The following is a 24,369-nucleotide window of genomic DNA, read 5'->3' on the forward strand; positions in this document are numbered from 1 at the left end:
GCTTTCAGAACCGCATCCGCAGGATCCGCCCCATCTTCTTGAACGCCGGGAACAGCCCCGCGAACCACAGCTGCGCCCGCATCGACGGCGAGATCCGCGCCTTCACTTCGGGCGTCGCGTAATCCGTCGAGTCGAGCTTCGAGACCAGCGTCAAGCCGAGCCGTTCCAGTTCGGAGATCTCGTCGATACCCCAGTACAGCGTCGCCTTGGCCTTGCGGACCACGGGGTTCAGCTTCTGCAGCTTGATCCCCAGCGTGCTGAAGATGTCGAAGACCATTTCGCCGCCCTGCGGGAAATGCGCGATCAGCCGTCGCAGCAGTTCCTCGCCTTCGGACGGCCGCAGGTACATCGTCAGCCCTTCGGCGATCACCAGACCGGGTTTGTCCGACGGGATCTCGTCGAGCCAGCCGAAATCCGTCACGGACGAGCCGATGGTCCGGTATCCGTCCCGTTCGGGGTAGATCCGGGCGCGCAGATCGACGACGTCGGGGTAGTCGACGTCGAACCACCGCACCGAAGGCGGCGGGTCGACGCGGTACACGCGGCTGTCCATCCCGCAGCCGAGCTGGACGACGGTCGCGTCCGGGTGCTCCCGGAGGAACGACGCGGCCCACTCGTCCATCGGCTTGGCCCGCATCGCGACGGTCAGTCCCATGTCGGCGTTCACGCCGAGTGAAGCGAAGTCGTAGTCGATCTGCTTGACGGCCTCGTCGGCGGCCTTGTCGCCGAGGATCGGCCGATCACTGCGGGCGTCGAGCGCCCGGCCGTACAGCGTGGCGAGCATGGTCGCCTTTTCTTCGGTGAACCGGACCTTCTCCACCACACACCCCCGTCAGAAGTTTTACAAACTTCTGAAAACAATACTCGCGCGAGGGTGTTCGCGCCATCAAGGAAGCGTCAATCCCGCGTCGTGTAGTCGTGGACGTAGGTCTTGGCGTCGAGCAGATGCCTCAGGGTGATCTCCCGCGCGGCCGCCGCGTCCGAACCGCGGATCGCCTCGAGGATCGCGCGATGCTCGTCGACGGCCTTCCGGATCTGCCCCGGAAGCCGCAGCGCCGCCCGCCGCTCCTCGCCGACCAGCGACAGCACCGAACGCAGCAGATCGGTGACGTCGTCGTTGCCCGCGTTCTCCGCGATCACCCGGTGGAATTCGGCGTCGGCCGCGATCACGCGCAGCATGTCGCCGTCGGCCGCGGCCCGGTCCATCTCCTCGACGGTGCCCGCCAGCCGTTCGAGCACCCGTGGCGTGTGGTCGAGCGCGAGCCGCTCGGCCAGCGTCGGCTCGACGGTGGTCCGCAGGTCGAACAGCTTCTCGACCAGTTGCTCGTGCTCGGAGAACCAGCCGCGCAAGGGCTGCTCGTCGAGGTTCTCGCGGACGTAGGTCCCCGAGCCCGGCCGCACCTGCACGTAACCGATGGAATCCAGCACCCGCAACGCCTGCCGCAGCGAGCCGCGGCTGATGCCGAGCTGCTCGCAGAGCGCCCGTTCGGCGGGCAGTCTCGATCCGGCGGGGAGCCTGCCCGAGTCGATCATCGTGCGCAGATGATCGACCGTCGCACTCCACACCTGTTCGCGCTCGCCGTCCGCCACGGGTGCCATCCTCGCAGGTCCGGCGGAACGCCCGGAATTGTCGGTGCGGGGTGTCATCATCCGGGGATGACTGGGGTGGCGGGACTGATCAAGGCCTGGGTGCACGGCTGGGCGCTTTCGCGCGGCGTCGGGCTCCCGGTCGCCGAGCCGGACGGCTACCGGCTCGACGTCGGGCGGCCGGGGCATCGCGTGCGCTATGTGCTGGCGGACGCCGGATCGGTCGAGCGCCGGGCGCGTTCGCTGCACGAGCCCGGAACGTGGTTGAAGGTGAGCGGATCGCGGGACGAGGTGGCGAAGACGGTGCCGCCGGAGTGGGAGGTCGGCCCGCCGGAGTACCTGATGAGCGCCCCGATAGCGCTGCGGCCCGTGATGGCCGCGCCCGAGCCGTACCGGGCGGAGCTGGTCGGCGACGGCGTCGTCACCGACGTGGTGGTGCGCGCGCCGGACGGTTCACGCGCAGCCACGGGCCGGGTCGCGATCGCCGGCGGCACGGCGGTGATCGACCAGGTCGTGACGGAGCCCGAGCACCAGCGGCGAGGGCTGGGCAGATTCGTCATGCGCAGGCTCGACGAGGTGGCGGTCGCCGCCGGGGCGGAGCGAGCGGTCCTGGTCGCGACGGAGGAGGGCCGCGCGTTGTACCTGGCGCTCGGCTGGACGGTCGCCGCGGAGATCACCGCGGCCCATCTCCCGGAGGAGAACTGAACGGCGGCGGTGTTCAAGGACATCCGTCTCGACGCGAACGACCACCAGGCCCTCGCGGACTGGTGGTGCGCCGCGATGGGCTACGTCCGGCGACACCGCGACGAGCGGCCGGTGGAGTGGCCGAAGCGAAGACCGTGAAGAACCCCGTATGCACATCGACGTCTTCGGCTCCACGGCCGAGCTGGTCGCCGCCCGGGGCGGAGGCTCGTGCGGGCGGAGACGTCGAGGGCCCCGAAGGCAACGAGTTCCGCGTCTTCCCGTCGAACGAGACATAACGGGCTCGTTGAATGTTCGACTAGACACATCCGGAGCGCGAAAGGAGGTAACGGTGCTTAGGGTGCGGACGTGAGCGCTTTATGACGTGGTGGCACGCTGTCGTGATCTTCGTCGCGGGGCTCTGGGCGGGCACCATCAACACGGTCGTCGGCTCGGGCACGCTGGTGACCTTCCCGGTTCTCGTCGCCCTCGGCTACTCGCCGCTGACGGCGACGACGTCCAACGCGATCGGCCTCGCTCCCGGCACGGTCAGCGGGGCGATCGGCTACCGGGAGGAGCTCAGGGGCTACTGGCCCCAGGTCGCCAAACTCGCGGTGGCGTCGTTCCTCGGCGCGATCTGCGGGACGATCCTGCTGCTCTCGCTGCCTAAGGACGCCTTCGAGACCGTCGTACCGGCGCTGGTCGGCCTCGCGGTGGTACTCGTGATCGTCCAGCCGCGAGTGGCCGCCTGGGTCGCGAAGCGCCGCGAGGAGAACGGGACGGTCCACAAGATCGGGCCGCTCCTGCTGTTCCTGATCTTCCTGATCGGCATCTACGGCGGATACTTCACGGCCGCGCAGGGCGTGATGATGATGGCCGTGATGGGGATGCTGATGTCGGAGTCGCTGCAACGGCTCAACGGCGTCAAGAACGCCCTGTCGGCGGTCGTGAACATCGTCGCGGGTGCGATCTACGCCTTCATCGCGCCGGTCAGCTGGCCCGTGGTCGCGCTGCTCGCGGTCGGGTCCACGATCGGCGGCCAGATCGGCGCGAAGATCGGCCGCAAGCTCTCGCCGAAGGTGCTGCGCGGCGTCATCGTCGTGATCGGTCTCGCCGCGATGGTGCAGCTGCTCCTCAAGTAGCGAACGGCCCGCGTTCAGCCGACTAACTGCGGGCTTCCCCCGGCGGCCTGGGCCTGGTGCTCGTGTCGCGAAAGCCACTTTCGGGACGTCAGGCGTCGCGAAAGTGGCTTTCGCGACGGCACCCTTGCTTTGCCCCTCGAAAGGACGGCCCGCACTTAGCCGACTAAACGCGGGTCGGCGAAGCACGGGCCGCCCGAAAACCTGCTCAGCGCGGGAAATCCCCGGCCGCTTCGAGGAAGAGGTCGTTCTCCTCAGGCGTCCCGATGGTCACTCGCGCGCCTTCGCCCGCGAAGGGACGCACGATCAGCTTGCGCTCCAGCGCGTGCTCCGCGAACTCGGTCGTCCGCTCGCCCAGCGGCAGCCAGACGAAGTTCGCCTGCGTCTCCGGCACCTCGTAACCCTTGGCCACCAAGGCATCCCGGACGCGCGTGCGCTCCGAGACGATCTCCTTGCAGCGTTCCAGCAGCTCGTCGGCCGCGTCGAGCGAGGCGATGGCCGCCGCCTGGGCGATCATGTTCACCGAGAACGCGACGTAGACCTGCTTCAGCGCGACGGTGATCGCTTCGGGCGCCACCGCGTAACCCACGCGAAGACCGGCGAGGCCGTACGCCTTCGAGAAAGTCCGCAGTACCGCGACGTTGTCCCTGCCGCGCGCGAGTTCGACACCGTCCGGCACCTCGGCGTCGGTCACGAACTCCTTGTACGCCTCGTCGAGCACGACGAGCACACCCGACGGCACGGCGTCGAGGAAGCGCTCCAGCTCCGCCCGCCGCACGACCGTCCCGGTCGGGTTGTTGGGGTTGCACACGAAGACCAGCCGCGTCTTGGGCGTGATCGCGGCCAGCATCGCGTCCAGGTCCAGGCCGTGCCCGGCGGTCAGCGGCACCTTCACGCTGACGGCGTTCGCCACCTGCGTGACGATCGGGTACGCCTCGAACGAACGCCACGGGAAGACGACCTCGTCACCCGGGCCGCACAGGGCCTGGATCATCTGCTGGCAAAGGGAAACCGAACCGCAGCCGACGGCGATCCGCTCGACCGGCTCGTTCAGTTCGCGGGCCAGCCGCTCGACGAGCCCGGAAGCGGTGATGTCCGGGTACCGGTTGATGCCCTGCGCCGTCTCGGCTATGGCCTGCGCCACACTCGGCAGCGGCCCACCGGGGACCTCGTTACTCGCCAGCTTGATCGCGCCCTGGATTGTCCGGCCAGGGACGTACTTCGGCAACGATTCGAGATCCGCACGCGGCGAAACAGGTGACATCTTCGGCGCTCCTACGTCTGGGGGACGGCTCCGACACCGTATCCTCCCGCGCGAGCGCAAGCTCCGAATATTTACCTAAGAGTGGTCTGATGGAGGAATGACCCTGACGACCACCGTGGAACACCAGCACGCCGACGGCCACACGCTGCGCCTGACCTTCGCCGAACCGGATGGTGTCGTCCGCGGCGGGCTCGTGGTGCTGCACGAGGAGGCCGAAGAGGTCGAAGAGGGTCTGGGCCTGCTCCTGGCCGGTCTCGCCGGCGAAGGCTGGCTCACCGTCACCCCGCATCTCGACCGCGACGACCTCACCCAGCAGGACCTGCTCGAAGCCACCGACGCGACGCTCGCGTGGCTCGGTGAGCGCGGAATCCAGGCGGATCTCGTCGGTGTCGTCGGTTTCGACCTCGGCGGGACGGCCGCGCTGGTCGTGGCGTCGAACCGCAGGCTGGGCGCGGCGGTCAGCGTCGGCGGGCAGGGCGTCACCGGGCTGCCGGTCCTGGTCGAAATCGCCGGACGGCTCACCAGCCCTTGGCTCGGTATGTACGGCGACGCCGGCGACGAGGCCGGGGGCGCCGAAGTGGAGCAACTTCGCGACGCGGCGGCGACGGCGAACGTCGCGACGAACGTCGTCCACTACCCAGGCGCCAACCACCGTTTCGACGCCGATCCGGACGCGGCCGCGGAGGCCTGGCAGCGCACGCTGAATTGGTTCGACGCCCACCTGCGATGACGCCGTTCGCGCTAGCATTCCCCTGAGATGTGACAGGGGAGGGGTCCGATGGCACAGTCACCCGAAACGCGCGTGACGGCACAGGCCGCGTTCGGAGCTTCGGCGCCGGCCTTGGTGCCGCTGGCGAGCAAGGTCCGGGCCGCCAAGACCGATGCCAAGAAGGGGACCGTCAAGGTCACCGAGGACGCCGCCAAGAAGCTCATCGACGCGCTGGTGAAGGCCCGTCAGGAGCTCGATGCCCTGATCAAGGGTTCGACGGAGCTCAAGGCGCCCTTGAAGCTGGGCGACAACTTCGTCGGGCACACGATGAGCGAACGTTTCCAGGGCGCCGCGACCAAGGGGACCGAAGCCGCCGTACCCGTCCTCACGGACTTCGCCGGTGTCCTCGAAGACTTCCAGCTCACCGTGAAGGCCGCGCGGAAGTTGTACGTCGCCGCGGACGAGGAGGGGCAGGAACGCATCGAGCGGATCGCCCGCCGGTTCGACATGGAGGACGTCGTCGACCACGAGCGGAAGGACGAGCGCTGATGCGGATCCTGCCCATGCCGTGGCCGCCGCGCGAGCCCGACCCGGAACCCGGCCCCGACAGCCTCTACGCCGACATCGACTACATGACCATCCCGCACCGGCAGCTCTACGAGATGGTCCACAACGAGCTGGACCTGGCGAGCGCGGAAGCCGTCGCCGGGCAGTGGGCGACCATCGGGGTGGTCCTCGACCGGATCGGTTCCGAGCTGAGGTCGGCCATCATCGCGACGGCCGACGGCTGGACGGGCGAGGGTGCGGAGCGGGCGCGCGACGTCGCGATCAAGCTCGTCGACTGGGCGAGCGAGACGAGCCTGCGCGCCGACAACGTCGCGAACTGCGTGCGCCGCCAGGCGGATATCGCCGAAACCGCGCGCCGCACGATGCCCGAGCCGCCGGGATACGCCCCGCGGCCCAAGCTGCCGGAGAGGCCGACGCGCCGCCCGATCCCGGTCGCGGATCAGGATTCGACGCAGGCCATGTCGGCCGCGTCGCCGTCGGGAGGGAGTTTCGCCGAAGCCGGGCGGATCGTCGCCGAACCCACCGACGAGAACGCGCAGGACCTGCACCGTCAGGCCGCCGACGTGATGACGCGGATGCAGCGGAGTTCCGGCGAGGTCTACGAGAAGGTCCCTCAGTTCGTGTCGTACGGCGAACAGCCGAAGATCCTCGAGAAACCCGAAGAACCGAAGCCGGAACCCGACCCGAAGCCAGACCCGAAGCCCGAGACACCGCCGGACGACTCCACGAGCAGCAGCGGAGTAGACGACGCCGCTCCGATCCAGGTGCGGGAGCCGGTCGAGACGCCGCGCCAGCCCGGCGCGAGCAGCGGTGCCGTGGCACCGCCGCCCGGTGTCGCCGGCACCGCCCAGGATCTGGGGCAGGGCAGCCGGTCGGGTGCCGGCGGGTTCGGCCCGTCGGGGCAGCAGCCCGGCCAGGTCGCCGGGACCAGGGCCGCGGCCGCGGGGATCGGCGGCGTCGGCGGGATGCCGATGGGGATGATGCCGCCGCAAGGGCAGCAGGACAACGAAAGCCGCAAGTCCCCGGGTTATCTCGTCGAGGATTCCGACGTCTGGGGGCTCGGCGGGCATGTGACGCCGCCGGTCATCGGCGAAGACCCGAGGACCGACCGTTGATGGACTGGATCCGGTTGCACGTCGGCGAGCTGTTCCTCCTCTGGTCGGCGCACGGACGCGACGAACTGCCCGCGGTGCTGGAGGTCCCGCATGTCGGGCGGACACCGGAGTTCCGGGCGGAACTGGTGGCCACGGCGAGCGCGACGCTGTCCGAACGCGGCCTCGGCACGGTCGACTCACCAGCGCCCGGGCTGGTGCGGCTGCTGCACACCGTCGCGAACAGCGAACTCACGCTGGACCTGCGGCTCGACGGCGAACCGGCGTACCGGGCCGTCGGCTGCGTGTCCGATCGCGGCGCGGTCGCGATCGGGGTTTCGGGCACCGACGTCGAGCTGTCCGCGCTGCGGGAGCCGCTCGTCGCCGCGACCCTGCTGCAGGCGCTGCCGCCGTGCGAGCAGGGGCGGGGCCTCTCGGTCAACCTGCGGGTCGACGACTACACGGCCGCTTGCGAGGCCGGAGAGCGCGGCGGGCAGCCGGCGTTCTCCGACGTCCTGCGCGACGCCGGGCTGCGGGAACCCGAGGTCATCGTGCTGGTCCGGATCGCGACGCAGCGGATCGGCGGCGGGCGGCTCGGCGCGGCCAGGAAGTCGTGGGAGGGCCGCTGGGTACGCGGCGAAGGGACGCTGACCTGGGTGGACACCCCCGACGGCCGCTACGGGCTCCGTCGCGATCGAGGCTGGCTGACCGTCACCCCGCTCGACGCGTCGCGGCTCAAGACGATGGCGTACGAGCTGTTCACGGGGGCTCGCAAGTTCGGTTAACGAGGGTTAACATCGCGGGGTGACGCACACCGCCGACGCCCCAGAAGTGCTCTGGCGCCCTGAGCCGAGCCGCCTGCCCGACACCAAGATCGACGCGTTCCGCCAGTGGCTGCGCACCGAACGCGGCGTGGAGGTCGACGACTACAACGCGTTGTGGGAGTTCTCCGTCCAGCGCGGGCCGGAGTTCTGGTCCGCCGTCGCCGGCTTCCTCGGCGTGCGCTGGCACGACCAGCCCGGCGAGGTGCTCTCCGGCGAGATGCCGAACGCCCGGTGGTTCGCGGGCGGCACGCTGAACTACGCCGAGCACTCGCTCATGCCCGGTGTCGCGGGCGCCGCGAAGGCCGACGACGAGGTCGCCGTGATCTTCCACCGCGAAGACGGCCTGTCGTCGCAGCTGACGTACGGCGCCCTGCGGTCCGCCGTCGCCTCCGCGCGGGAAGGGCTGCGCAAGCTGGGAGTGTCCAAAGGGGACAGGGTCGTCGCGCTGGCGCCGAACTGCCCGCAGACGCTGATCGCCTTCCTCGCCACCGCGAGCCTCGGCGCGATCTGGTCGTCGTGCTCGCCGGACTTCGGCGTCCGCGCGATCACCGACCGTTTCGCGCAGATCGAGCCGAAGGTGCTGATCGCGGTCAACGGCTACGTCTACAATGGACGGTGGTTCGACAGCCGGTCGACGGTGAACTCCCTGCGGGACGAGATCCCCTCGCTCGAAGCGACCGTGCTCGTCGACTACGCCGGCGGCCGCCTCGACGGCACGCTCGACTGGGACAAGCTGCTCGCCGACAACGAAGGCGCGGAGCTGGCGTTCGAGCCCGTCGACTTCGCCCACCCGCTGTGGGTGCTGTACTCCTCGGGGACCACCGGCCTGCCGAAGGGCATCGTCCACGGGCACGGCGGGATCACCCTCGAACACCTCAAAGCCCTTGCCCTGCAAAGCGATCTCGGCCCCGGCGATCGGTTCTTCTGGTTCACCACCACCGGCTGGATGATGTGGAACTTCCTCATCTCCGGCCTGCTGACCGGCACCACGATCGTGCTCTACGACGGCAGCCCCGGCCATCCGGACCTGAACGTGTTGTGGCACCTGGCCGAGCAGCACCGCGTCACCTACTTCGGCACGTCGGCGCCGTACATCCAGAGCTGCCTGAAGGCCGGTATCAAACCGGCCGAGCGGTACGACCTCACCGCGTTGCGCGCCTTGGGCTCCACCGGCGCGCCGCTGAGCGTCGAGGGCTTCCGGTGGATCGTCGACGAGGTCGGCAAACGCGTCCAGATCTGCTCGGTGTCCGGCGGCACGGACCTGTGCGCGGCGTTCGTCGCGTCGGCCCCGGACGTCCCGGTCTGGCTGGGCGAGCTCTCGGTCCGAGCGCTCGGCGCCGCCGTCGCCGCGTTCGACGAGGCCGGGAAACCCGTGGTGGAGACGGTCGGCGAACTGGTGATCACCGAGCCGATGCCGTCGATGCCGGTGTTCTTCTGGAACGACCCGGACGGCTCGCGGCTGCGCGAGGCGTACTTCGAGATGTACCCCGGGATCTGGCGGCACGGCGACTGGATCCGGATCACCGGACGCGGCTCCGCCGTCATCTACGGGCGCAGCGACTCGACGCTCAACCGTGGCGGCGTCCGGATGGGCACGGCCGAGTTCTACCGGGTCGTGGAGTCGTTCGACCAGGTGGCCGACTCGCTGGTGATCGACACGTCGGCGGCGGGGAACGAGGACGGGCAGCTCCTGTGTTTCCTCGTGCTGGCCGAGGGCGCGTCGCTCGACGAGGTCGAGCCCGTCCTGCGCAAGGAACTGCGCGGGGCCCTCTCGCCGCGGCACGTGCCCGACCGGTTCGTCCAGGTGAGTGAGGTGCCTCGGACGCTCAACGGCAAGAAGTGCGAGGTTCCGGTCAAGAAGATCCTTTCGGGTGTTTCCCCTGACCGCGCCGTGAGCCGGGACGCCCTGCTGAACCCCGACGCCCTTGTACCGTTCGTGGAGCTGGCGAGGAGCTGAACGTAGGGACGGAAGTTGGCGGGCGCTTGGCGGGTGGCGGGGGCCACCTCGGTGGCGGTGATCACCTGGGTGACACGGCTGGCCGGACTGCTGGCCGTGGTCTCGGTGCTGGTCCCGGCCGGGCGGCGCACCCTGCGCGGACGCGTCGCCGAATGGCTGGAACTGCCGCACGAGGCCACGGTCGGCGCGGCGACGGTCGTGCTGGTGACCGGTGTGCTGCTGATGCTGCTCGCCACCGGTCTCAAACGACGCAAGCGGCGGGCCTGGCAGCTGGCGGTCGCCACCGCCGCGCTGCTGACCGTGTCGCACCTCGGGCTGCGGCACGCCCTCGGCGCGGGTCTCGTGTCGCTCGCGCTGCTGATCGCCCTGATCGCGACGCGGCGCCACTTCATCGCGCTGCCCGATCCGGTCACCGGCCGATGGCGCGCGGTCCGGGTCTTCCTGCAACTGACGGTCGCAGGGATCGCGATCAACTTCGTGCTGCTGTCGGTCGCGCCTGTCGACGCGGGTGCCGGCGACCGCCTGGCGCAGTCGGCGCTGGCCCTGGTCGGCGTGAGCGGCCCGGTGACGTTCCCCGCGCTGTGGCTGGAGGATCTGTCGGCCGCCGTCGGCCTGCTGTTCGGGATCGCCGCGGTGCTGCTGGCGGCGTACTTCCTGCTCCGCTCGGCCGAACCCGCGCCGGAGCTGACCGACGACGACATTGAGCGGCTCAGGGGGCTGCTGGGGGAGCGGGACTCGCTCGGGTACTTCGCCCTGCGCCGGGACAAGTTCGTGGTCTTCTCGAAGTCGGGGAAGGCCGCGGTGACCTATCGGGTGATCGCCGGGGTCGCGCTGTGCTCGGCGGACCCGCTCGGTGACCCGGAAGCGTGGCCCGGCGCGATCGAGGAGTACCTGGACGTCTGCCGCAGGTATGCCTGGACCCCGGCGGCCATGGGCTGCTCGGAACTGGGCGCGACCGTCTGGGCACGCTTCGGACTCGAGGTGCTGGAGATCGGCGACGAGGCCGTCGTCGACACCGGCACCTTCACCCTCGAAGGCCGCGTCATGCGCGGAGTCCGCCAAGCCGTCTCGCGCACGAAGCGCGCCGGCTACACCGCGCGCATCCGGAAAGCCGAAGACCTTCGCGACGAGGAGCTGAACGAACTCCGCACCCTCGCCGCCACCTGGCGCGGCACGGATACGGAACGCGGCTTCTCGATGGCACTCGGCCGAATGGGCGACCCAGGCTCGATCCTGGTGACCGCCGAACACGACGGCCGGGTGCGCGGCGTCCTCCAGTTCGTGCCCTGGGGCGAGAAGGGCCTCTCCCTGGACGTCATGCGCCGTGACCGGGCCGCCGACAACGGCGTCAACGAACTGATGATCTCCGAGCTGCTCCTGACGACGCCCGCCGAGCACGTCTCCCTGAACTTCGCCGCCTTCCGCGCGGTGTTGGAGCAAGGCCAGCGCATCGGCGCCGGCCCCGTCGCCCGCCTGTCCGCCCGGACACTGCGATTCTTCTCACGCTGGATCCAGATCGAGACCCTCTACCGCTTCAACGCGAAGTTCCGGCCCCGCTGGGTCCCGCGCTACCTGACCTACCCCGCAGCCCGCGACCTCCCCCGAGTCGGCGTCGCCGTCTTCGAAGCCGAAGGACTCGGCGGGCGCCCATATCGCCTGCTCAGAGCCCTGCAACGCGTCTAAGGGGGGTGCCTTCCGAGGGGGTCCGCGGGGTGTGTAACCTATTTGAGCAGTGGTCGTTGGGCCTGGGAGGCTTCGCCTAGTCTGGTCTATGGCGCCGCACTGCTAATGCGGTTGGGGGTAACCCCCCCTCCCGGGTTCAAATCCCGGAGCCTCCGCTGGTACCTGTTCCGGCAGGTGCTAGATTGATAACTGAACAAGCGCCCGTAGCTCAGCTGGATAGAGCATCTGACTACGGATCAGAAGGTCAGGGGTTCGAATCCCTTCGGGCGCACGTCTGGTTGAGACAGCACTAAGGCCCTCCCGTTCGCGGGAGGGCCTTTTTGTCTGTCCGTTGTGGACTCAGCGCCGTCGGCGGCGAGGTGATCGCGAGCATCACCACCGCCGCGATGAGAACCAGCCGCAGTGTGCTTGTCGTGCGCGTCTCGTCGAGGATCATCTGCGTGAACCAGTCGCTTCGCCGCAGGGGCACCATGAGCGCTCCCGCACCGGCGCGCTCAGTTCGTGTCGAAGCCACGGTGCTCGCAGCAGAACCCTTAACGCCTAAGCGATCTGCGTCCGGCAGCCGATGCAAGTCCTCGATCGCGGCACCACTTCAGGCCGAGGTCCGGGGCTGGTGTCGGAGCCTCTGCGCTGGACGTCGCGGGGATTACGAGCTCCGGAAGAAGCGCGATGATCCCGTGCCCCCGGCAGGAGTCGAACCTGCGTTCCCGGCTTCGGACGCCGGCGTCGTATCCGTTGGACCACGAGGGCTTGCGGAGGATGCAGGATTCGAACCTGCGCGACGTTCTCACGCCGACCACCGTTTTCGGGACGGTTGCCTTACCGGACTCGGCCAATCCTCCTCGGTGCTGCTCGTCGGACGCGGTGACTGAGCCCGCATCAGGCGGGTCGCCAGAGCCCCACATCCGCCGACCGGCGTATCCCCCTCGGATACGCCGACCAGTACCCCTGCCAGGACTCGAACCTGGGACCTCCGCATTCGTAGTGCGGCGCTCTGTCCACCTGAGCTACAGGGGTGAAGTGGAGGCGAGTGCACGCCTCCACCGGCGCGCGTCCTGGCCGCCTCTTCGACGACGGGGACGAGCTTTGGGAAAAGTCTTCAGTTCTCAAGGTTCGCGCTGAAGTGGCCAGCGTCGAGCACCGGCGGGAGGAGTCGAACCCCCTGGACACGGTTTTGGAGACCGTTCCGCTTCCCAAGCTCGCCGATAGGGAATTGCTTTCGCGCAGCAAAAAGAGAGAAGCCGCCCGGATCGGTTTCCCGATGGGCGGCTCCCTGACATCACACGCGCTATGGCGTCATGATGGGGAGCCTTCGTCGACCAGAACCCGCTGGTGAGGCCGCGATGAAGGCCGCCAGGAACAGGGCGACGAACACATGGCGACGGCCGCGACAGTCGGATGCTGGCGCTGTGCCTTTCGCTCGTGTGTGTTCATCATGACTACTCCTGTGTCTGGTTGGTAGGTCAACTATGACCTACCAACTGCTCCAATGCAACGCATTTGTGGTGTAGCGATCAGGGTATGGACGACTAGTCCTGCGGCGGCCCGTCGAACGACACTTCGAAGAGGTGCTCCTCCGGTCGCTCTGCCGTCAGCCACAGAGGGAAGTGTGCTTCATAGTTTGCGTTAGGGTCGACCCCCTTGAGCCAGAAGAGGGGAAGCTTGCGCTCCATGGCGTTCCGCAGGGCGACGTTGTCAGAGTGGAGCGGGTCTTCACCTCGATACTTGTAGCGAAGAATTCGGCCACTTCCGTCCAACTCGTCTTCGTACGGGCGTTCTTCGGTCGGGCGCCTGTACACCGTCTTAATCGACAAGGCGCTACCGAGTTTCGCTGGCTTGTGAATGCCGGACTGAGGGTTGAGGACCGCGATACGTGTGTCTTCGAAGGTAAAGTTGGTCAGCTGTGCGAACGGGATCGGGCCACCGTTCTGCGCTGCCAGTTCTTCGAGCCACTTGAAGACTGCTTTACGAACCGACCGTTCAAACGCGATGGGAACTTCCTTGCTTTTTGACCGCGGGGTCGGCGATAGCTTCGAGGTCGTTGTTGGTGTCTCGCGTTTCAGTACGGCGGGACGGAGAAAGACTGGCGGGACGAGTCGGACTGCGCTTCGGAGTTCGTCAACGACGCTGGGAGCGAAGTACTCGTAGAGCACGTCGGCCGCTGAAAAGACGCCACGAGGTTCGTCGAGGACGTTCACTACTTCATCGCGGAGGCTGCCTCGTGCTCCGTTGTCCCGTAGCCACTTCGCTGACCGAGGAGTTTCGGCGATGGGTGACCCGTCTCCTGTCAGCGGAGTCCACAACTTCCGTTCCAGCTCCCAGAAGGGCTGTGATGCAGGCACCTTCCGCAGACTGAACCGATCAATCAAGTGAGCAAGGGGAGCCTCCGCGGCGTCGAACGTCGTGACAGAGGAGCGCTCATCGAGATATCGACCGAAGAGCCAGAGCAGCAACAAGGGCTTGTGCAGCGCGGGCTGGCCTCCGACCTTCTTGGTCTGAAGCTGACGAAGCTGCTCGTGCAGGCCGTTCTCGTCCACAACCACCCCTCCGTGTGACGCAGACGACTGAGTGTAGTGGCGTGAAGGTTGCGTACGCGCAACTCCCGGCGCGAAGCGTGCTTGCTATCGGGAAGGCGCGCCTGGGGCTGCTTACCGCGCGTGGCGTGACGGCTCGTCGCGTGCTCGCCGGTACCTTCGTGCTCATGACTGAAGCGGAGGAATGGACGCCCGAGAGGTTGCTCCGAGACGGCCTGGGCGAGGTCGATCTGGACTCACCCAGTGGGACGAAGTTCTCGCGCCTTGAGTACTACCTGGGAAGCGTTGCTGGCATCCGAGCGACTCGCGTTGCCGCAATTCAAATCGGCAGGGCGGCCGAGCTGGCTGGTCAACTGGACCGTTCAACACGGGTCGAGAACGCTGAGCTCGTGGTGGTGGTCGTCCCTTCAACTGACACCGACCGTGCTGTAGGCGCGCTGCGCGAATACCTGCGCTCGAACGAGACGCCCGCCGCGCTTCTTCTCGGCCAAGGTGGGGCTGGCTGGGATGTCAAGTGGGTCGGCATGCAGATCGACGCCGAGATCACGTCCGCTGAAGAGGTAGCCAAGTTCTTCGGGAAGTTGCTGGAGCGTGTCGTGGTCACGGATCGGAAGGTGAGGACACCTGCACATCCGCTGGTCATCGACGAACGAATCCGACGAATGCTTCGGTTGTCGGTGCGGTCCAGTAAGTCAGTGATGTTGGTTGGCCCGCCCGGAACAGGGAAAACCCAGCTGGTTGGCGAGCTCATTGAAGAAATCGGTAGGGAACCAGAGTCCTTCGGGATGGGGCTCGTACACAACCCACTCATCGTTACTCCGGACGAGTCATGGACTACCCGAGATCTGGTTGGCGGCGATACCGTTGACGACGACGGGCACTTGCGATTCAGCCCGGGCCACGTACTTGAAGCCATTGCAGAAGATCAGTGGCTGGTCCTCGATGAGGCCAATCGTGCTGATCTGGACCGAATCTTCGGCGGGTTGTTGACGTGGCTCTCTGGCAAGGAGGTCATGGTTGGCCGTGTCAGTCCAGATCCGAGGTCGAGCCCGATCATCCTTACCTGGGGTACGAAGCCGGAAAGCGTTGTTGTTGGCGAAGAACGCCTTCGAGGAGAAGGCTCATCGAACGAGCCGATCTACTACGTGGCTGGGACTGACTGGCGACTCATCGGTACCTACAACGCTGTCGATGCGCAGCGCGTGTTCCGGTTCGGCCAGGCACTCGGTCGACGCTTCAGTCATGTTCCGGTGTCAGCCCCGGTAGGTGACGAGTTCTCCACGGCCCTCCGGAACAGGATCGCTGGGGCCGACGCACAAGTGCCAGAGCCGCAAGCAGAGCGTCTTCGCGGCATTCTGGAACGTATTTATGCTGCTCAAGTCGACATTCTGGACCCGATGGGGCCTGCGGCGCTCCTTGATGTTTCCGACTATGTGGCTTCGGGGCTGCTGGCAGATGCTGAGTCTGGCCTCACGCAGTTGGTTGCCGAGGGCTATCTGGCGTGCATGGGATCCTGGCTGTCCGGCTACGACGGAAGCAGGCTGAGCAGGCTGGGAACTGAGCTGGGCTCAGCTGCGGTGCTGGGTGATCAGTGGGATTGGCTGCTTGACCATCTGAAGGCTCTTCGATGACGAAGAAGCTGTCCTTTCCCGAGGACGGTCTTGTGGAGCTTTTCCGTAGCTGGTCCGGTAAGGGTGAGCTGTATGCGGGCTTGGCCGCAGTCCTCAGCGAGGATGAATTCGAGTGGACGGAGAAGGATGTCGAGCGTCGAGCACACCTCATCCTCTTCGAACAATGCCGACCTCTGATTGAGCAGCTACCTACGAACGTCCAGGACTGGTTGAAGGTCTTACCCGTTGTCAGCCAAGCGGAGACGGTGCGCAGCCGGTCTCCGCGGGGAGCTATCGACTGGCCGGCTACTCGACGACAGGGGTGGTCGCCGACCGAATTTTTTGGGCGCGCCCGTCGGCGTGGGGTGGACGACGAACTGCTGAGCACCTTGCGCTGGACGGTCGAGCGTCTCATTGCAGTACACCTGCATGCCAAGGAGATGCGTCCTTCGATCGGAAAGAAGGTACAGGTACAGCTGTCCACTTTGGACGATCTGGTGGCGACGTCGGAGCTGCAAGCTGTGGAAGCTGAGCCGCCGGATCGGCTTATGGTCGAAGGAATCCGGCGTGCCGGACCGTTGTGGCGGGTTGTCGGAGATCTGTCCGATCTGCTCCGCCAGGAAGAAACCAGTGATCTGGCTCGGCTTGCTGCCGAGTTGCTGACTCCAGACGACGAGATCAGGTGGCGGCTTTTTCACCTTTGCGTATTAGGAACGATGCTCGGTGTGCTGAGAGAACAGAAATGTCGGCCGGTTAGCCGCCGTCCGCTAGCTGGACGCTCGCGCGGTCCCGCGTTTCGAGTAGAAGTTCCTGGTGCAGCGCCGTGGGATTTGTGGTTCGAAGCGTCGGAAATCTGGGACTTCACCAAGAACACCGAACCTTACGTCGAGGCGACCCGCGGGTTGGTGCGCCGTGGCTATGTTCGGGGTGCGGACTTGTTCCTGATGGACCCTGCAAACAAGCGCGGGGTGGTCATTGAATGCAAGTACACCGACAAAGGTGTGTACTTGCGGAGCGGCTACGACCAGGCTCTCGCCTACTTGGTCGAGGCCAGGACGTCGCTTATAAACGAGGGTGAGGCGTTTGTCGTAGCACCGATCGAGGCTGTCCCGAAGGTAGGGGTAGGGCACACGATGGCAGGTCCGCTCACGTACTGCGCGCCCGAACACCTCAAGGCCGAGTTGACGCGGGTTTTCACCAAGTGGCTAACTAGCTAGTCCCCAAAGACGCTGGTCAACGCCTCCCGGATCAACCCCGCCAGATCCGCCTCCCCGTCCGTCTCCGCCCACCGCACGAGCGCGACGTGGGCGGCGCCAAGGCACGCCATAGCCGTAGCCCGCACCTGAAACTCCTCATCCGGCGAAGACGAGGGACCGCAGAGGGCGGCCACGATCGCATCGGCCGTCGCGTACTGGCTGTCCAGATGCCGCGCCCGCAGCGCCGGCACCGAGATCATCAGCCGTAGCCGCGCCAGCAGGAACGCCTTCTCCTGCGAAGACCCCAAGGCGGCGGTCGACTCCAGCGCGCGCCCGATCCGCGCAGGCAGCGGGCCAGGAGGCTGATCAAGCACGGCAGAAGCGGTCACGGGGTCGTATTCGTCGTAGAGGACCAGGTCCTCCTTCGTCGGGAAGTGCCGGTAGACCGTCATCGCCGAGACGCCGGCGGCCGCGGCGACGTCGGCGACGGTGGTCGCGTCGTAGCCGACGTCGGTGAAGAGGCGGATGGCGTGCGTCTGCACCTGAAGCCGGGTTTCGGCGCGCTGGCGGTCTCGGAGGCTCACGTGGTAGACACTATCAAAGTGTTAGTCACTAACATCTGGGGTGAGCGATGAAGACGGCATTGGTGACCGGGGCGTCACGGGGGATCGGGGCGGCGATCGCGCGGAGGCTCGAGAAAGACGGCATCCGGACGATCAGGCGATCAAGTGAACAGGCCGACTTGTCGACCATGGAAGGTGTCGACAAAGCCCTGGAGGGCATCGACAGCCTGGACATCCTGGTCAACAACGCGGCCGCCCAGCCGGCGGGCCCGATCGAGTCGGACACGCCCGAAAGCTTCGATCGGCTGATGGCGGTGAACGTGAAGGCGCCGTACTTCCTCATCCAGCGGGCACCGCTGAACGACGGCGGCCGCATCGTCAACGTCTCGTCGGTCGCGACCAGGATGGCCAACCCGGCGCAGACCTCCTTCGCGATGACCAAGGGCGCGCTCGAGACGATGAGCCGCACCCTCGCCCACCAGCTCGGACCGCGCGGCATCACGGTCAACGTCGTCGCGCCGGGCGCCACCAGGACCGCGGACAACGGCGCGATCTTCACGTCGGAGCTGGAGGCAGCCATCAAAACCCTTACGGCGCACCGAAGGCTCGGCACCGCGGAGGACGTGGCGGACGTCGTCGCGTTCCTCGCCTCCGACGACGCCCGGTGGGTGACCGGGCAGGTCATCGAGGCGAGCGGCGGGTTGTTCCTCGGGCCGCCGGGCCAAGGCGCAGAATAGGCCGGTGACGTGGTTCAGCGAGGACGAACTCCGCAGGCAGGCCGGTGACGTCTCGTTCGCGCGTGGCGCCAAGTACCTGGAGTCGGTCGAGACGCTGGACGACGTCGCGGGCGGGGTCACGGCGGTGGTCAGCGGCACCGACCGGTACACGGTCCGGTTGCGCAACGTCGACGGCGAGCTGGTCGGCGAGTGCTCCTGCCCGCACGCGGCGGACGGCTTCTTCTGCAAGCACTGCGTGGCCGTCGGGCTCTTGGTCCTGGAGGGCGTGGCGGACGGCGGCGCGGCCGACATCCGCGGGTACGTCGAGACCCTGGACCGCGCCGAGCTGGTCGAGCTGCTCGTCGCCCACGCGAACGAGGACCCGGCCCTGTTCCGCAAACTCTCGCTCAAGGCGGGCCGCGGCGACCTCGACGCGTTGCGGCGGCACGTCGAGGGAACGTTGCGGTTGCGCGGTTTCGTCGGCTTCCAGGGCACGGTCGCGTACACCGAGAAGGTGCGCGAGGTGCTCGCCACCGCCAGGGAACTCATGGACGGGCCGCTGCTTTGCCGCATAGTCGAGCTGGTGGTGGAGGCGCTGGACTTCGTCGAGGATTCGTTCGGCGCGCTCGGCGACGAGGCGCGGGGCGCGCTCGCGCTGTACGCCGAGGCCTGCGCGGACTCGCCGCCGGAGCCCAAGGAGCTCGCGGAGTGGTTGCTGCGGCTGGACCTCGACGGTTCGGGCCGGGTCGACGTGAACATCGCGGACTTCACCGCGGGTCTCGGTTTCGAGGGGCTCGCGGTGTTCCGCGCCGGCGTCGAGGAGCGGTGGCGGTTCGACGACGGCGAAGACCCGTACCGCAGCCGCAAACTCCAGCGGCTGCGCGAGGGGTTCGCGGCGATGCGGAACTGGAAGGCCTAGTACCGCTGACGGTTGCGGTACAGCTCCTCCAGATCCTTCAGCCCCGCTTGGTCGCCGGTGTCCGCGGCCGCGCGGAACCAGTGCTCGGCCTCTTGGAAGTTCCCGTGGTCGGCGGCGAGCCTGCCGAGGTTGGTGTACGCGGGAACACTGCCGAGCTCCGCGGCCTTCCGGTACCAGGCGGTGGCCTCGCCAGGATCGTTCCGGTCGTTGGCCAGCACGCCCAGGTTCGTCATCGCGGCCGCGTCACCCCGCTTGGCGGCCTTGAGATACCAGCGTTCGGCGGCGTCGAGTTCACCGCGGCGGTGCAGCACCAGGCCGAGGCGGACGGCGGCGTCGGGGGCGCCGGCGGCCGCGGCCGCGTGATAGCAGCTTTCGGCGCGCGTGAGGTCGCCCCGTTGCTGGGCCTGGTGTCCGAGTTTGATCAGCGACGTCGCGTCGGCCTCTTCGCTCGCCTTGCGCCACCAGGGATCCGCTTCGGACGTCCGGCCGGTGTCGCAGAGCACGGCGCCGAGCGTGATCATCCCTTCGACGTTGTCGGCCTCCGCGGCCTCGCCCGCCCAGTACTCGGCCTCTTCGAGCTCGCCGCGCCGGTGCAGCGCCCGCGCCAGTTCCGCCATCGCCTCGGCCCGGCCTTCGGCGGCCGCCCGTCGCCACCAGTCCTGGGCGGCGGCGGAATCGCCTCGTTTCGCGCAGAGATTTCCCAGGAGCGACATGGCATGCGAATCACCGGCGGTCGCGGCTTCGCGGTACCAGCGTTCGGCCTGTTCGGGCACGCCGCGCTCGGTCAGGAGATGCGCCAGGTTGCCCATCGCGACCCTGTCCCCGCCCTCGGCGGCCTTCCGGAACCACGCCTCCGCCTCGTCGAGATCCCCGCGCTCCAACGCGGTGGATCCCATACGCGCCATGGCGATCACATGACCGCGCTCCGCGGCCTTCCGGTTCAGATAGTCGTCGACCCGGGTGTTCCACTTACGTTTTCCCTCGCCCACAAGCCCGCTCCTTCCGGCAGCGTCGCTGGGGTAGTCGCTGCTCAGGGCCCCGATGTGACAACAACTACCGGGTGTCATCGCCGTGTCGCACCCGGTTTCCCCGCGCCGCGCGGCGATACTTGGCGCTCCCCCCAACCCCCTGTCGAGAGGAACCGCGCGGTGGCAACGCGTACCAGCCAGATGACCACGGCTCAGCGGCTGCTCCTGCTGATCACCCTCGCCGCCGTCGTGCTCGCGGTCTTCTGGTTCGTGAGCGGCAAAGGCGACGCGCTGCAGCCGAAGCCCGCCAACCCCGCGAGCGCCGCCGACGCGCGCAAGCAGCTGGACGAGCTCACCGTCGCGCCGCGCGGTTCGATGGACGGCTACGACCGCAAGAAGTACCCGCACTGGGACAACCAGGGGAACAACTGCAACACCCGCGAGTTCGTGCTCAAGCGTGACGGCAAGGACGTGAAGGCCGGTTCCGACTGCGCCCCGACCTCCGGCAGCTGGACGAGCATCTACGACGGCGAGACCTGGACGAAGCCGACCGACGTCGACATCGACCACATGGTCCCGCTCGCGCAGAGCTGGGTCAGCGGCGCGAAATCGTGGACCGACGAGAAGCGGCGCCAGTTCGCGAACGACCTGACCCGCCCGCAGCTATTCGCCGTCACCGACAACGTCAACCAGGAGAAGAGCGACAAGGCGCCGGACCAGTGGAAGCCGCCGCTCGTCTCGTTCTGGTGCACCTACGCCACCGACTGGATCACCGTGAAGCACTACTACGGCCTCACGATCACCACCGCCGAGAAGAGCGCGCTCAGCGACATGCTCGGTCGTTGCTGATCCGTCCGCCTTCGGGTTGGCTGTGGCCATGACGACCTTCGTACTGATCCATGGCGGTGGCGGCAGCGCCTGGGACTTCCACCTCCTCGAGGCGGAGCTGACCGGCCGCGGGCACGACGTCGTCGCGGTGAACCTGCCGATCGACAACGAGAAGGCCGGTTTCCCGGAGCACGTCGACGCGGTCGTGAACGCGGCCGGCGACCGCGAAGACCTGGTGGTGCTCGGCCATTCCTACGGCGGCTTCACCGCGCCGATCGCCGCCGGGAAGCTTTCGGCGCGGCTGCTCGTGATGCTGACCCCGATGATCCCGAAACCGGGCGAGACGCCGGGGGACTGGTGGGGCAACACGGGTTTCGAGGACGCGGAGGGCCTCACCGACGAGGAGAAGTTCTACAACGGCGTCCCCGCGGACATCGTCGCGGAGGCGGGCTCGCACGGCCGCAACCAGGTCAGCGCCGAATGGGGACAGCCGTGGCCGCTGGACGAGTGGCCGGACGTCCCGACGAAGGTGCTCATCGGGCGCGATGACCGTTTCTTCACGCCCGAGTTCCAGCGCCGGGTCGTCCAGGACAGGCTCGGCTTCGCCCCCGACGAGATCGACGGCCCGCACTCCGTGCCGTTGAGCCACCCCAAGGAACTGGCGGACCGGCTGGAGTCCTACCTCACCAGCGATCCAGCCGCATGACCTCTTCGAGCGGCTGACGCGCGGCGGGCTTGAAGGTGTCGCCGGTGTAGAACGCCGTCGGGATCAGCGCGGCCTGGTGCACGTTCTCCGGCAGCCCGAGGATCTCGGCGGCCTCCTTCTCGTACGCGAGGTGCAGCGTCGTCCACGCGGTGCCGAGCGTGACGGCGCGCGCCGCGAGCATGTAGCTCCACACCGCGGGCAGGAGGTTCCCCCACAGACCGGCCTGATTGCCGGCGGGCAGCTCCGCGCTGTTCGTCTCCAGGCACGGGATGACGTGCACGGGCACTTCGCCCATCTTGTCGGCCAGGTACTCGACGCTGGAGCCGACGCGCTTCTGCACCTTCGACCGTTGGGGGTCGTCCGCGAACAGTTTCCCGGCCGCCCGCGGCGAATCCAGGTACTCGCGGCACGCCCGCTGGTACAGCTTCCCGAGCTCGGCCCGCTGCCCGGGATCGGTGATCACGAGCCAGTGCCAGCGCTGGGTGTTCGATCCGCTCGGCGCCTGCAGCGCCACCTGCAAGGCGTGTTTGACCAGTTCGAGAGGCACCGGCCGGGTCAGGTCCAGTCGTTTGCGGACGGTCCGGGTGGTCGTCAGCAGCTCTTCGGGCGTCATCCGGCGATTATGTCGTTATGATCCGCTGGTGGGGAGGCCGCCGCGCGAACGAGGGATGGGCACTTTGCTCAGGCACGTCCTCGAAGTGACCGAGGCGGACGTCGCCGCGTTCTTCGAGGACATCGGCCTGGGGGACTACCGCCCGCGGTTCACCCCGTTCGTCCGCGCGATCGTCGCGCACGGGCCGCTGCCCATCCGCGACCTCGCCGCCGAAGTCGGCGTCACCCATTCCGCGGCCAGTCAGACGATCGCGCAGATGGCGCGACAGGACCTCGTCTCGCTCCGGCCCGGGACCGACGCCCGGCAGCGGATCGTTTCGCTGACCGAGAAGACGCGGCGCCTGATGCCGACGCTCGAAGCCGAGTGGGCGGCGACCAGTGCCGCGGCCGCGCAGCTGGAAGCCGAACTGCCGTACCCGCTCAGGGAGGTACTGATCGCCGCCGTCGAGGCCTTGGAGCGGAAATCGCTCCGGGAACGCATCGCCGAAACGGACGCCGCGCTCAAGCTGGAGCGTCGGCCCGGTCGAGACTGAACACGGCCCAGACGTACTTCCCGCCCGAGCAGAGCTCGTGGCCCCAGTCGTCGGACAACGCGTGCACCAGCTGGAGACCGCGGCTGCGCGCCGCCATCGGCGACGGCTCCTTCAGCTTCGGCCGGTTCGTCCCGGAATCGAAGACCCGCAGGGTGAGCCTTCCGTCGGAGTACTCGACCTCGAGCCTGTCCGGCTTCTCGCCGTGCTCGAAGGCGTTCGTGACCAGCTCGGAGGTCGCCAGGAGGACGTCGTCGACCGACGGGCCGTCGAGGCCGAAGCCCGCCAGAGTCGCTCGCACCGCCTGCCGCGCGACGGCGGGTGCCGTCACATCGACCGGCAAGGGGAGGGAGACCACCGGCAACGAGCCCTCCGATCGCGTCTTGGACATCGTCATGGTTCCGCACCTCCCCTCACGAGAGACTCCCAGATCCGCTGTTCGCCTCCCTGATACCCACAAGGGCCGTGGTCGAATCAGGTCCCGTCGGTGAGTTCGGTCTCGGTCAGTCCTTCCCGCAGTTTCTTGAGCGTGGCGGCCAGCAATCTCGACACCTGCATCTGGGAAACACCGACACGGCGCGCGATGTCCGACTGGCTCATCCCGGACCCGAACCGCAGCGCGACGATCTTGCGCTCACGGTCGGGCAGCCGCTCCAGCATCGGCCGCAGCGCCTCGCGCAGCTCCGCCTGACTCAGATTGGCGTCGGCCTCGCCGAAGCGGGTGTGTGCCGAGTTCTCCAGGAGGTTGTCCAGGGAAGCGCCATACCGGCCCTGGCCGGCACGGAGACCCTCGTAGACCTCGTCGATCGGGACGCCGAGATGGGCGGCGATCTCACTGGGCTTCGGCGCGCGGGAGAGCCGGACCGTCAGCTCCTCGCGCACGGCGGAGATGTTCGCGTTCAGTTCCTTGAGCCGCCGCGGCACCCGCACCGACCAGCTGTTGTCCCGGAAGTGGTGCCGCAGTTCGCCGGAGATGGTGGGGACCGCGAAGGCCAGGAAGTCGCTGCCCTGGCCGGGGTCGAACCGGTCGACGGCGTGGATCAGCCCGATCGTGGCGATCTGGACCAGATCCTCCATCGACTCGTCGCGGTTGCGGAACTTGCGCGCCAGGTTGCGCGCGAGTTCGAGATGCGCGCGCACCAGTTCGTCCCGCAGCGTCTCGCGCTCGGGGGAGTCCTGTGGCAGCGCGCACATGCGCTCGAACAGGGCCGGAACGTCCGCGCCGTCTTGCTCGACGGGTTCGGTCACGGCCGGGCCGCCTCGCTCTCCCGGATGAGCTCCACCCTGGACAGGTAGCCGCCGTCGGCCGGGGTGACACTCCGTCGCGCGGACGTCGCCAGCGCGGTGAGCAGCTGCCAGGACAGACCGGTCTCGTCGTCGGGTTCCGGAGAATCCGAAAGCACCGAGACGGTCACCTCGATCCGCCCGTCCTTCCACGAGAAGACGCAGGTCAGGTGCCCGTCGGCGGCCGAGGGGAGCAGCATGGAGCAGGCCTCGTCCACCGCCATCCGGAGGTCCTCGACCGCGTCCAGGTCGAAGTCCTGGCGCATCGCGATGTCCGCGACGATCGTCCGGAGAGTCGGTACCACGTGCGGTACCGCGGCCGTGCGTACCTCGATGAGTTGAGCGCCCTCGCCGCCGGGCGGGGTGTTGTCCACCACGTGTGTTCCTCTCTCCAGCTGCGC

General features: G+C 67.8%; 27 protein-coding genes and 6 tRNA genes. 18 read left to right on the plus strand and 15 right to left on the minus strand.

What is annotated here, in order from left to right; all coding sequences use genetic code 11:
* Window positions 1–4: 4 nt before the first annotated feature.
* The gene (locus tag ACZ1DY_RS01930) at window positions 5–820 is read right to left on the minus strand and encodes a class I SAM-dependent methyltransferase (protein ID WP_465483453.1); all 816 of its coding nucleotides are present in this window, start codon (window positions 818–820) and stop codon (window positions 5–7) included.
* Window positions 821–897: 77 nt separating this feature from the next.
* Complete coding sequence (locus ACZ1DY_RS01935; RefSeq protein WP_257483749.1) at window positions 898–1,590, minus strand: FadR/GntR family transcriptional regulator; 693 nt, start codon at window positions 1,588–1,590, stop codon at window positions 898–900.
* A gap of 75 nt (window positions 1,591–1,665) precedes the next feature.
* Between ACZ1DY_RS01935 and ACZ1DY_RS01940 the strand changes: the two genes are divergently transcribed.
* The 3 genes from ACZ1DY_RS01940 (at window position 1,666) to ACZ1DY_RS01950 (ending at window position 3,410) form a co-directional block, all read left to right on the plus strand.
* Complete coding sequence (locus ACZ1DY_RS01940; protein WP_126732577.1) at window positions 1,666–2,292, plus strand: GNAT family N-acetyltransferase; 627 nt, start codon at window positions 1,666–1,668, stop codon at window positions 2,290–2,292.
* 9 nt (window positions 2,293–2,301) lie between these two features.
* Complete coding sequence (locus ACZ1DY_RS01945) at window positions 2,302–2,430, plus strand: VOC family protein (RefSeq protein ID WP_465483454.1); 129 nt, start codon at window positions 2,302–2,304, stop codon at window positions 2,428–2,430.
* A gap of 218 nt (window positions 2,431–2,648) precedes the next feature.
* Window positions 2,649–3,410 (plus strand): sulfite exporter TauE/SafE family protein, encoded by a 762-nt coding sequence (locus tag ACZ1DY_RS01950; RefSeq protein ID WP_126732384.1) that lies wholly within the window; start codon window positions 2,649–2,651, stop codon window positions 3,408–3,410.
* Between the two features lie 205 nt (window positions 3,411–3,615).
* Here the strand turns inward: ACZ1DY_RS01950 and hisC are convergent, their stop codons facing one another.
* Complete coding sequence (gene hisC, locus ACZ1DY_RS01955; protein WP_192747552.1) at window positions 3,616–4,671, minus strand: histidinol-phosphate transaminase; 1,056 nt, start codon at window positions 4,669–4,671, stop codon at window positions 3,616–3,618.
* 97 nt (window positions 4,672–4,768) lie between these two features.
* Here hisC and ACZ1DY_RS01960 point away from each other — a divergent pair, with 97 nt between their 5' ends.
* The 8 genes from ACZ1DY_RS01960 to ACZ1DY_RS01995 all read left to right on the plus strand — a co-directional run bounded on the left by ACZ1DY_RS01960 (window position 4,769) and on the right by ACZ1DY_RS01995 (window position 11,773).
* Window positions 4,769–5,401 (plus strand): dienelactone hydrolase family protein, encoded by a 633-nt coding sequence (locus ACZ1DY_RS01960; RefSeq protein WP_034319814.1) that lies wholly within the window; start codon window positions 4,769–4,771, stop codon window positions 5,399–5,401.
* Between the two features lie 48 nt (window positions 5,402–5,449).
* A complete protein-coding gene (locus tag ACZ1DY_RS01965; protein ID WP_257483750.1) occupies window positions 5,450–5,929 on the plus strand; it encodes a hypothetical protein in 480 nt (159 codons plus the stop codon).
* Window positions 5,929–7,062: a PPE domain-containing protein gene (locus tag ACZ1DY_RS01970; RefSeq protein WP_465483455.1), complete on the plus strand. Its 1,134-nt coding sequence runs from the start codon at window positions 5,929–5,931 to the stop codon at window positions 7,060–7,062. The genes ACZ1DY_RS01965 and ACZ1DY_RS01970 overlap by 1 nt, the downstream gene beginning before the upstream one ends.
* Complete coding sequence (locus ACZ1DY_RS01975; RefSeq protein WP_465485808.1) at window positions 7,062–7,823, plus strand: ESX secretion-associated protein EspG; 762 nt, start codon at window positions 7,062–7,064, stop codon at window positions 7,821–7,823. Before ACZ1DY_RS01970 ends, ACZ1DY_RS01975 begins: the two co-directional genes overlap by 1 nt.
* A 19-nt stretch (window positions 7,824–7,842) precedes the next feature.
* Window positions 7,843–9,819, plus strand: coding sequence for an acetoacetate--CoA ligase (locus ACZ1DY_RS01980; protein WP_465483456.1), 1,977 nt, complete (start codon window positions 7,843–7,845; stop codon window positions 9,817–9,819).
* A 33-nt stretch (window positions 9,820–9,852) separates the two neighbouring features.
* Window positions 9,853–11,502 (plus strand): phosphatidylglycerol lysyltransferase domain-containing protein, encoded by a 1,650-nt coding sequence (locus tag ACZ1DY_RS01985; RefSeq protein WP_465485809.1) that lies wholly within the window; start codon window positions 9,853–9,855, stop codon window positions 11,500–11,502.
* A gap of 65 nt (window positions 11,503–11,567) precedes the next feature.
* Window positions 11,568–11,657 (plus strand) — tRNA-Ser (locus ACZ1DY_RS01990).
* A 42-nt stretch (window positions 11,658–11,699) separates the two neighbouring features.
* A tRNA-Arg gene (locus ACZ1DY_RS01995) sits at window positions 11,700–11,773 on the plus strand.
* A gap of 18 nt (window positions 11,774–11,791) precedes the next feature.
* Here the strand turns inward: ACZ1DY_RS01995 and ACZ1DY_RS02000 are convergent.
* The 6 genes from ACZ1DY_RS02000 to ACZ1DY_RS02025 form a co-directional block, all read right to left on the minus strand.
* Complete coding sequence (locus ACZ1DY_RS02000) at window positions 11,792–11,974, minus strand: hypothetical protein (RefSeq protein ID WP_257483754.1); 183 nt, start codon at window positions 11,972–11,974, stop codon at window positions 11,792–11,794.
* Window positions 11,975–12,180: 206 nt separating this feature from the next.
* Window positions 12,181–12,252, minus strand: a tRNA-Arg gene (locus tag ACZ1DY_RS02005).
* A 3-nt stretch (window positions 12,253–12,255) separates the two neighbouring features.
* Window positions 12,256–12,344 (minus strand) — tRNA-Ser (locus tag ACZ1DY_RS02010).
* Between the two features lie 101 nt (window positions 12,345–12,445).
* A tRNA-Arg gene (locus ACZ1DY_RS02015) sits at window positions 12,446–12,519 on the minus strand.
* Between the two features lie 121 nt (window positions 12,520–12,640).
* Window positions 12,641–12,709, minus strand: a tRNA-Trp gene (locus ACZ1DY_RS02020).
* 322 nt (window positions 12,710–13,031) lie between these two features.
* Window positions 13,032–14,039 carry a phosphorothioated DNA-binding restriction endonuclease family protein gene (locus ACZ1DY_RS02025; protein WP_465483457.1) on the minus strand — a complete coding sequence of 336 codons (1,008 nt, stop codon included), beginning with the start codon at window positions 14,037–14,039 and terminating at the stop codon, window positions 13,032–13,034.
* Between the two features lie 41 nt (window positions 14,040–14,080).
* Between ACZ1DY_RS02025 and ACZ1DY_RS02030 the strand changes: the two genes are divergently transcribed.
* Together ACZ1DY_RS02030 and ACZ1DY_RS02035 are read left to right on the plus strand one after the other, a co-directional pair.
* Entirely contained in the window at window positions 14,081–15,667 is a 1,587-nt protein-coding gene (locus ACZ1DY_RS02030) for an AAA family ATPase (RefSeq protein ID WP_465483458.1), read from the plus strand.
* Entirely contained in the window at window positions 15,664–16,863 is a 1,200-nt protein-coding gene (locus tag ACZ1DY_RS02035; RefSeq protein ID WP_465483459.1) for a hypothetical protein, read from the plus strand. The genes ACZ1DY_RS02030 and ACZ1DY_RS02035 overlap by 4 nt, the downstream gene beginning before the upstream one ends.
* On the opposite strand, the gene ACZ1DY_RS02040 is transcribed toward ACZ1DY_RS02035, so the two are convergent.
* Window positions 16,860–17,426, minus strand: coding sequence for a TetR/AcrR family transcriptional regulator (locus ACZ1DY_RS02040; protein ID WP_465483460.1), 567 nt, complete (start codon window positions 17,424–17,426; stop codon window positions 16,860–16,862). The two genes, ACZ1DY_RS02035 and ACZ1DY_RS02040, sit on opposite strands and share 4 nt — an antisense overlap.
* Window positions 17,427–17,473: 47 nt before the next feature.
* Here ACZ1DY_RS02040 and ACZ1DY_RS02045 point away from each other — a divergent pair, with 47 nt between their 5' ends.
* Window positions 17,474–18,142 carry an SDR family oxidoreductase gene (locus ACZ1DY_RS02045; protein ID WP_465483461.1) on the plus strand — a complete coding sequence of 223 codons (669 nt, stop codon included), beginning with the start codon at window positions 17,474–17,476 and terminating at the stop codon, window positions 18,140–18,142.
* Window positions 18,143–18,146: 4 nt separating this feature from the next.
* On the plus strand, window positions 18,147–19,040 hold the full coding sequence (locus ACZ1DY_RS02050; protein WP_465483462.1) for an SWIM zinc finger family protein: 894 nt from the start codon (window positions 18,147–18,149) through the stop codon (window positions 19,038–19,040).
* On the opposite strand, the gene ACZ1DY_RS02055 is transcribed toward ACZ1DY_RS02050, so the two are convergent.
* Window positions 19,037–20,029 carry a tetratricopeptide repeat protein gene (locus tag ACZ1DY_RS02055; protein WP_465483463.1) on the minus strand — a complete coding sequence of 331 codons (993 nt, stop codon included), beginning with the start codon at window positions 20,027–20,029 and terminating at the stop codon, window positions 19,037–19,039. The genes ACZ1DY_RS02050 and ACZ1DY_RS02055 overlap by 4 nt on opposite strands.
* A gap of 159 nt (window positions 20,030–20,188) precedes the next feature.
* Here ACZ1DY_RS02055 and ACZ1DY_RS02060 point away from each other — a divergent pair, with 159 nt between their 5' ends.
* Together ACZ1DY_RS02060 and ACZ1DY_RS02065 are read left to right on the plus strand one after the other, a co-directional pair.
* Window positions 20,189–20,857, plus strand: a complete 669-nt coding sequence (locus ACZ1DY_RS02060; protein ID WP_038507695.1) for an HNH endonuclease family protein — start codon at window positions 20,189–20,191, stop codon at window positions 20,855–20,857.
* Between the two features lie 28 nt (window positions 20,858–20,885).
* A complete protein-coding gene (locus ACZ1DY_RS02065) occupies window positions 20,886–21,542 on the plus strand; it encodes an alpha/beta fold hydrolase (protein ID WP_465483464.1) in 657 nt (218 codons plus the stop codon).
* Here ACZ1DY_RS02065 and ACZ1DY_RS02070 read toward each other — a convergent pair.
* Window positions 21,520–22,155, minus strand: a complete 636-nt coding sequence (locus ACZ1DY_RS02070; RefSeq protein WP_257483764.1) for a nitroreductase family protein — start codon at window positions 22,153–22,155, stop codon at window positions 21,520–21,522. The genes ACZ1DY_RS02065 and ACZ1DY_RS02070 overlap by 23 nt on opposite strands.
* A gap of 55 nt (window positions 22,156–22,210) precedes the next feature.
* Between ACZ1DY_RS02070 and ACZ1DY_RS02075 the strand changes: the two genes are divergently transcribed.
* Entirely contained in the window at window positions 22,211–22,687 is a 477-nt protein-coding gene (locus tag ACZ1DY_RS02075; protein ID WP_257489860.1) for a MarR family transcriptional regulator, read from the plus strand.
* Here the strand turns inward: ACZ1DY_RS02075 and ACZ1DY_RS02080 are convergent.
* The 3 genes from ACZ1DY_RS02080 to ACZ1DY_RS02090 form a co-directional block, all read right to left on the minus strand.
* Window positions 22,656–23,081 (minus strand): ATP-binding protein, encoded by a 426-nt coding sequence (locus tag ACZ1DY_RS02080; RefSeq protein ID WP_257483765.1) that lies wholly within the window; start codon window positions 23,079–23,081, stop codon window positions 22,656–22,658. The two genes, ACZ1DY_RS02075 and ACZ1DY_RS02080, sit on opposite strands and share 32 nt — an antisense overlap.
* A 77-nt stretch (window positions 23,082–23,158) precedes the next feature.
* Complete coding sequence (locus ACZ1DY_RS02085) at window positions 23,159–23,932, minus strand: SigB/SigF/SigG family RNA polymerase sigma factor (protein ID WP_306855993.1); 774 nt, start codon at window positions 23,930–23,932, stop codon at window positions 23,159–23,161.
* Window positions 23,929–24,345, minus strand: coding sequence for an ATP-binding protein (locus ACZ1DY_RS02090; RefSeq protein ID WP_016330768.1), 417 nt, complete (start codon window positions 24,343–24,345; stop codon window positions 23,929–23,931). Before ACZ1DY_RS02090 ends, ACZ1DY_RS02085 begins: the two co-directional genes overlap by 4 nt.
* Window positions 24,346–24,369: the final 24 nt, after the last annotated feature.

This window comes from Amycolatopsis sp. PSD-21 (genome assembly GCF_055561455.1).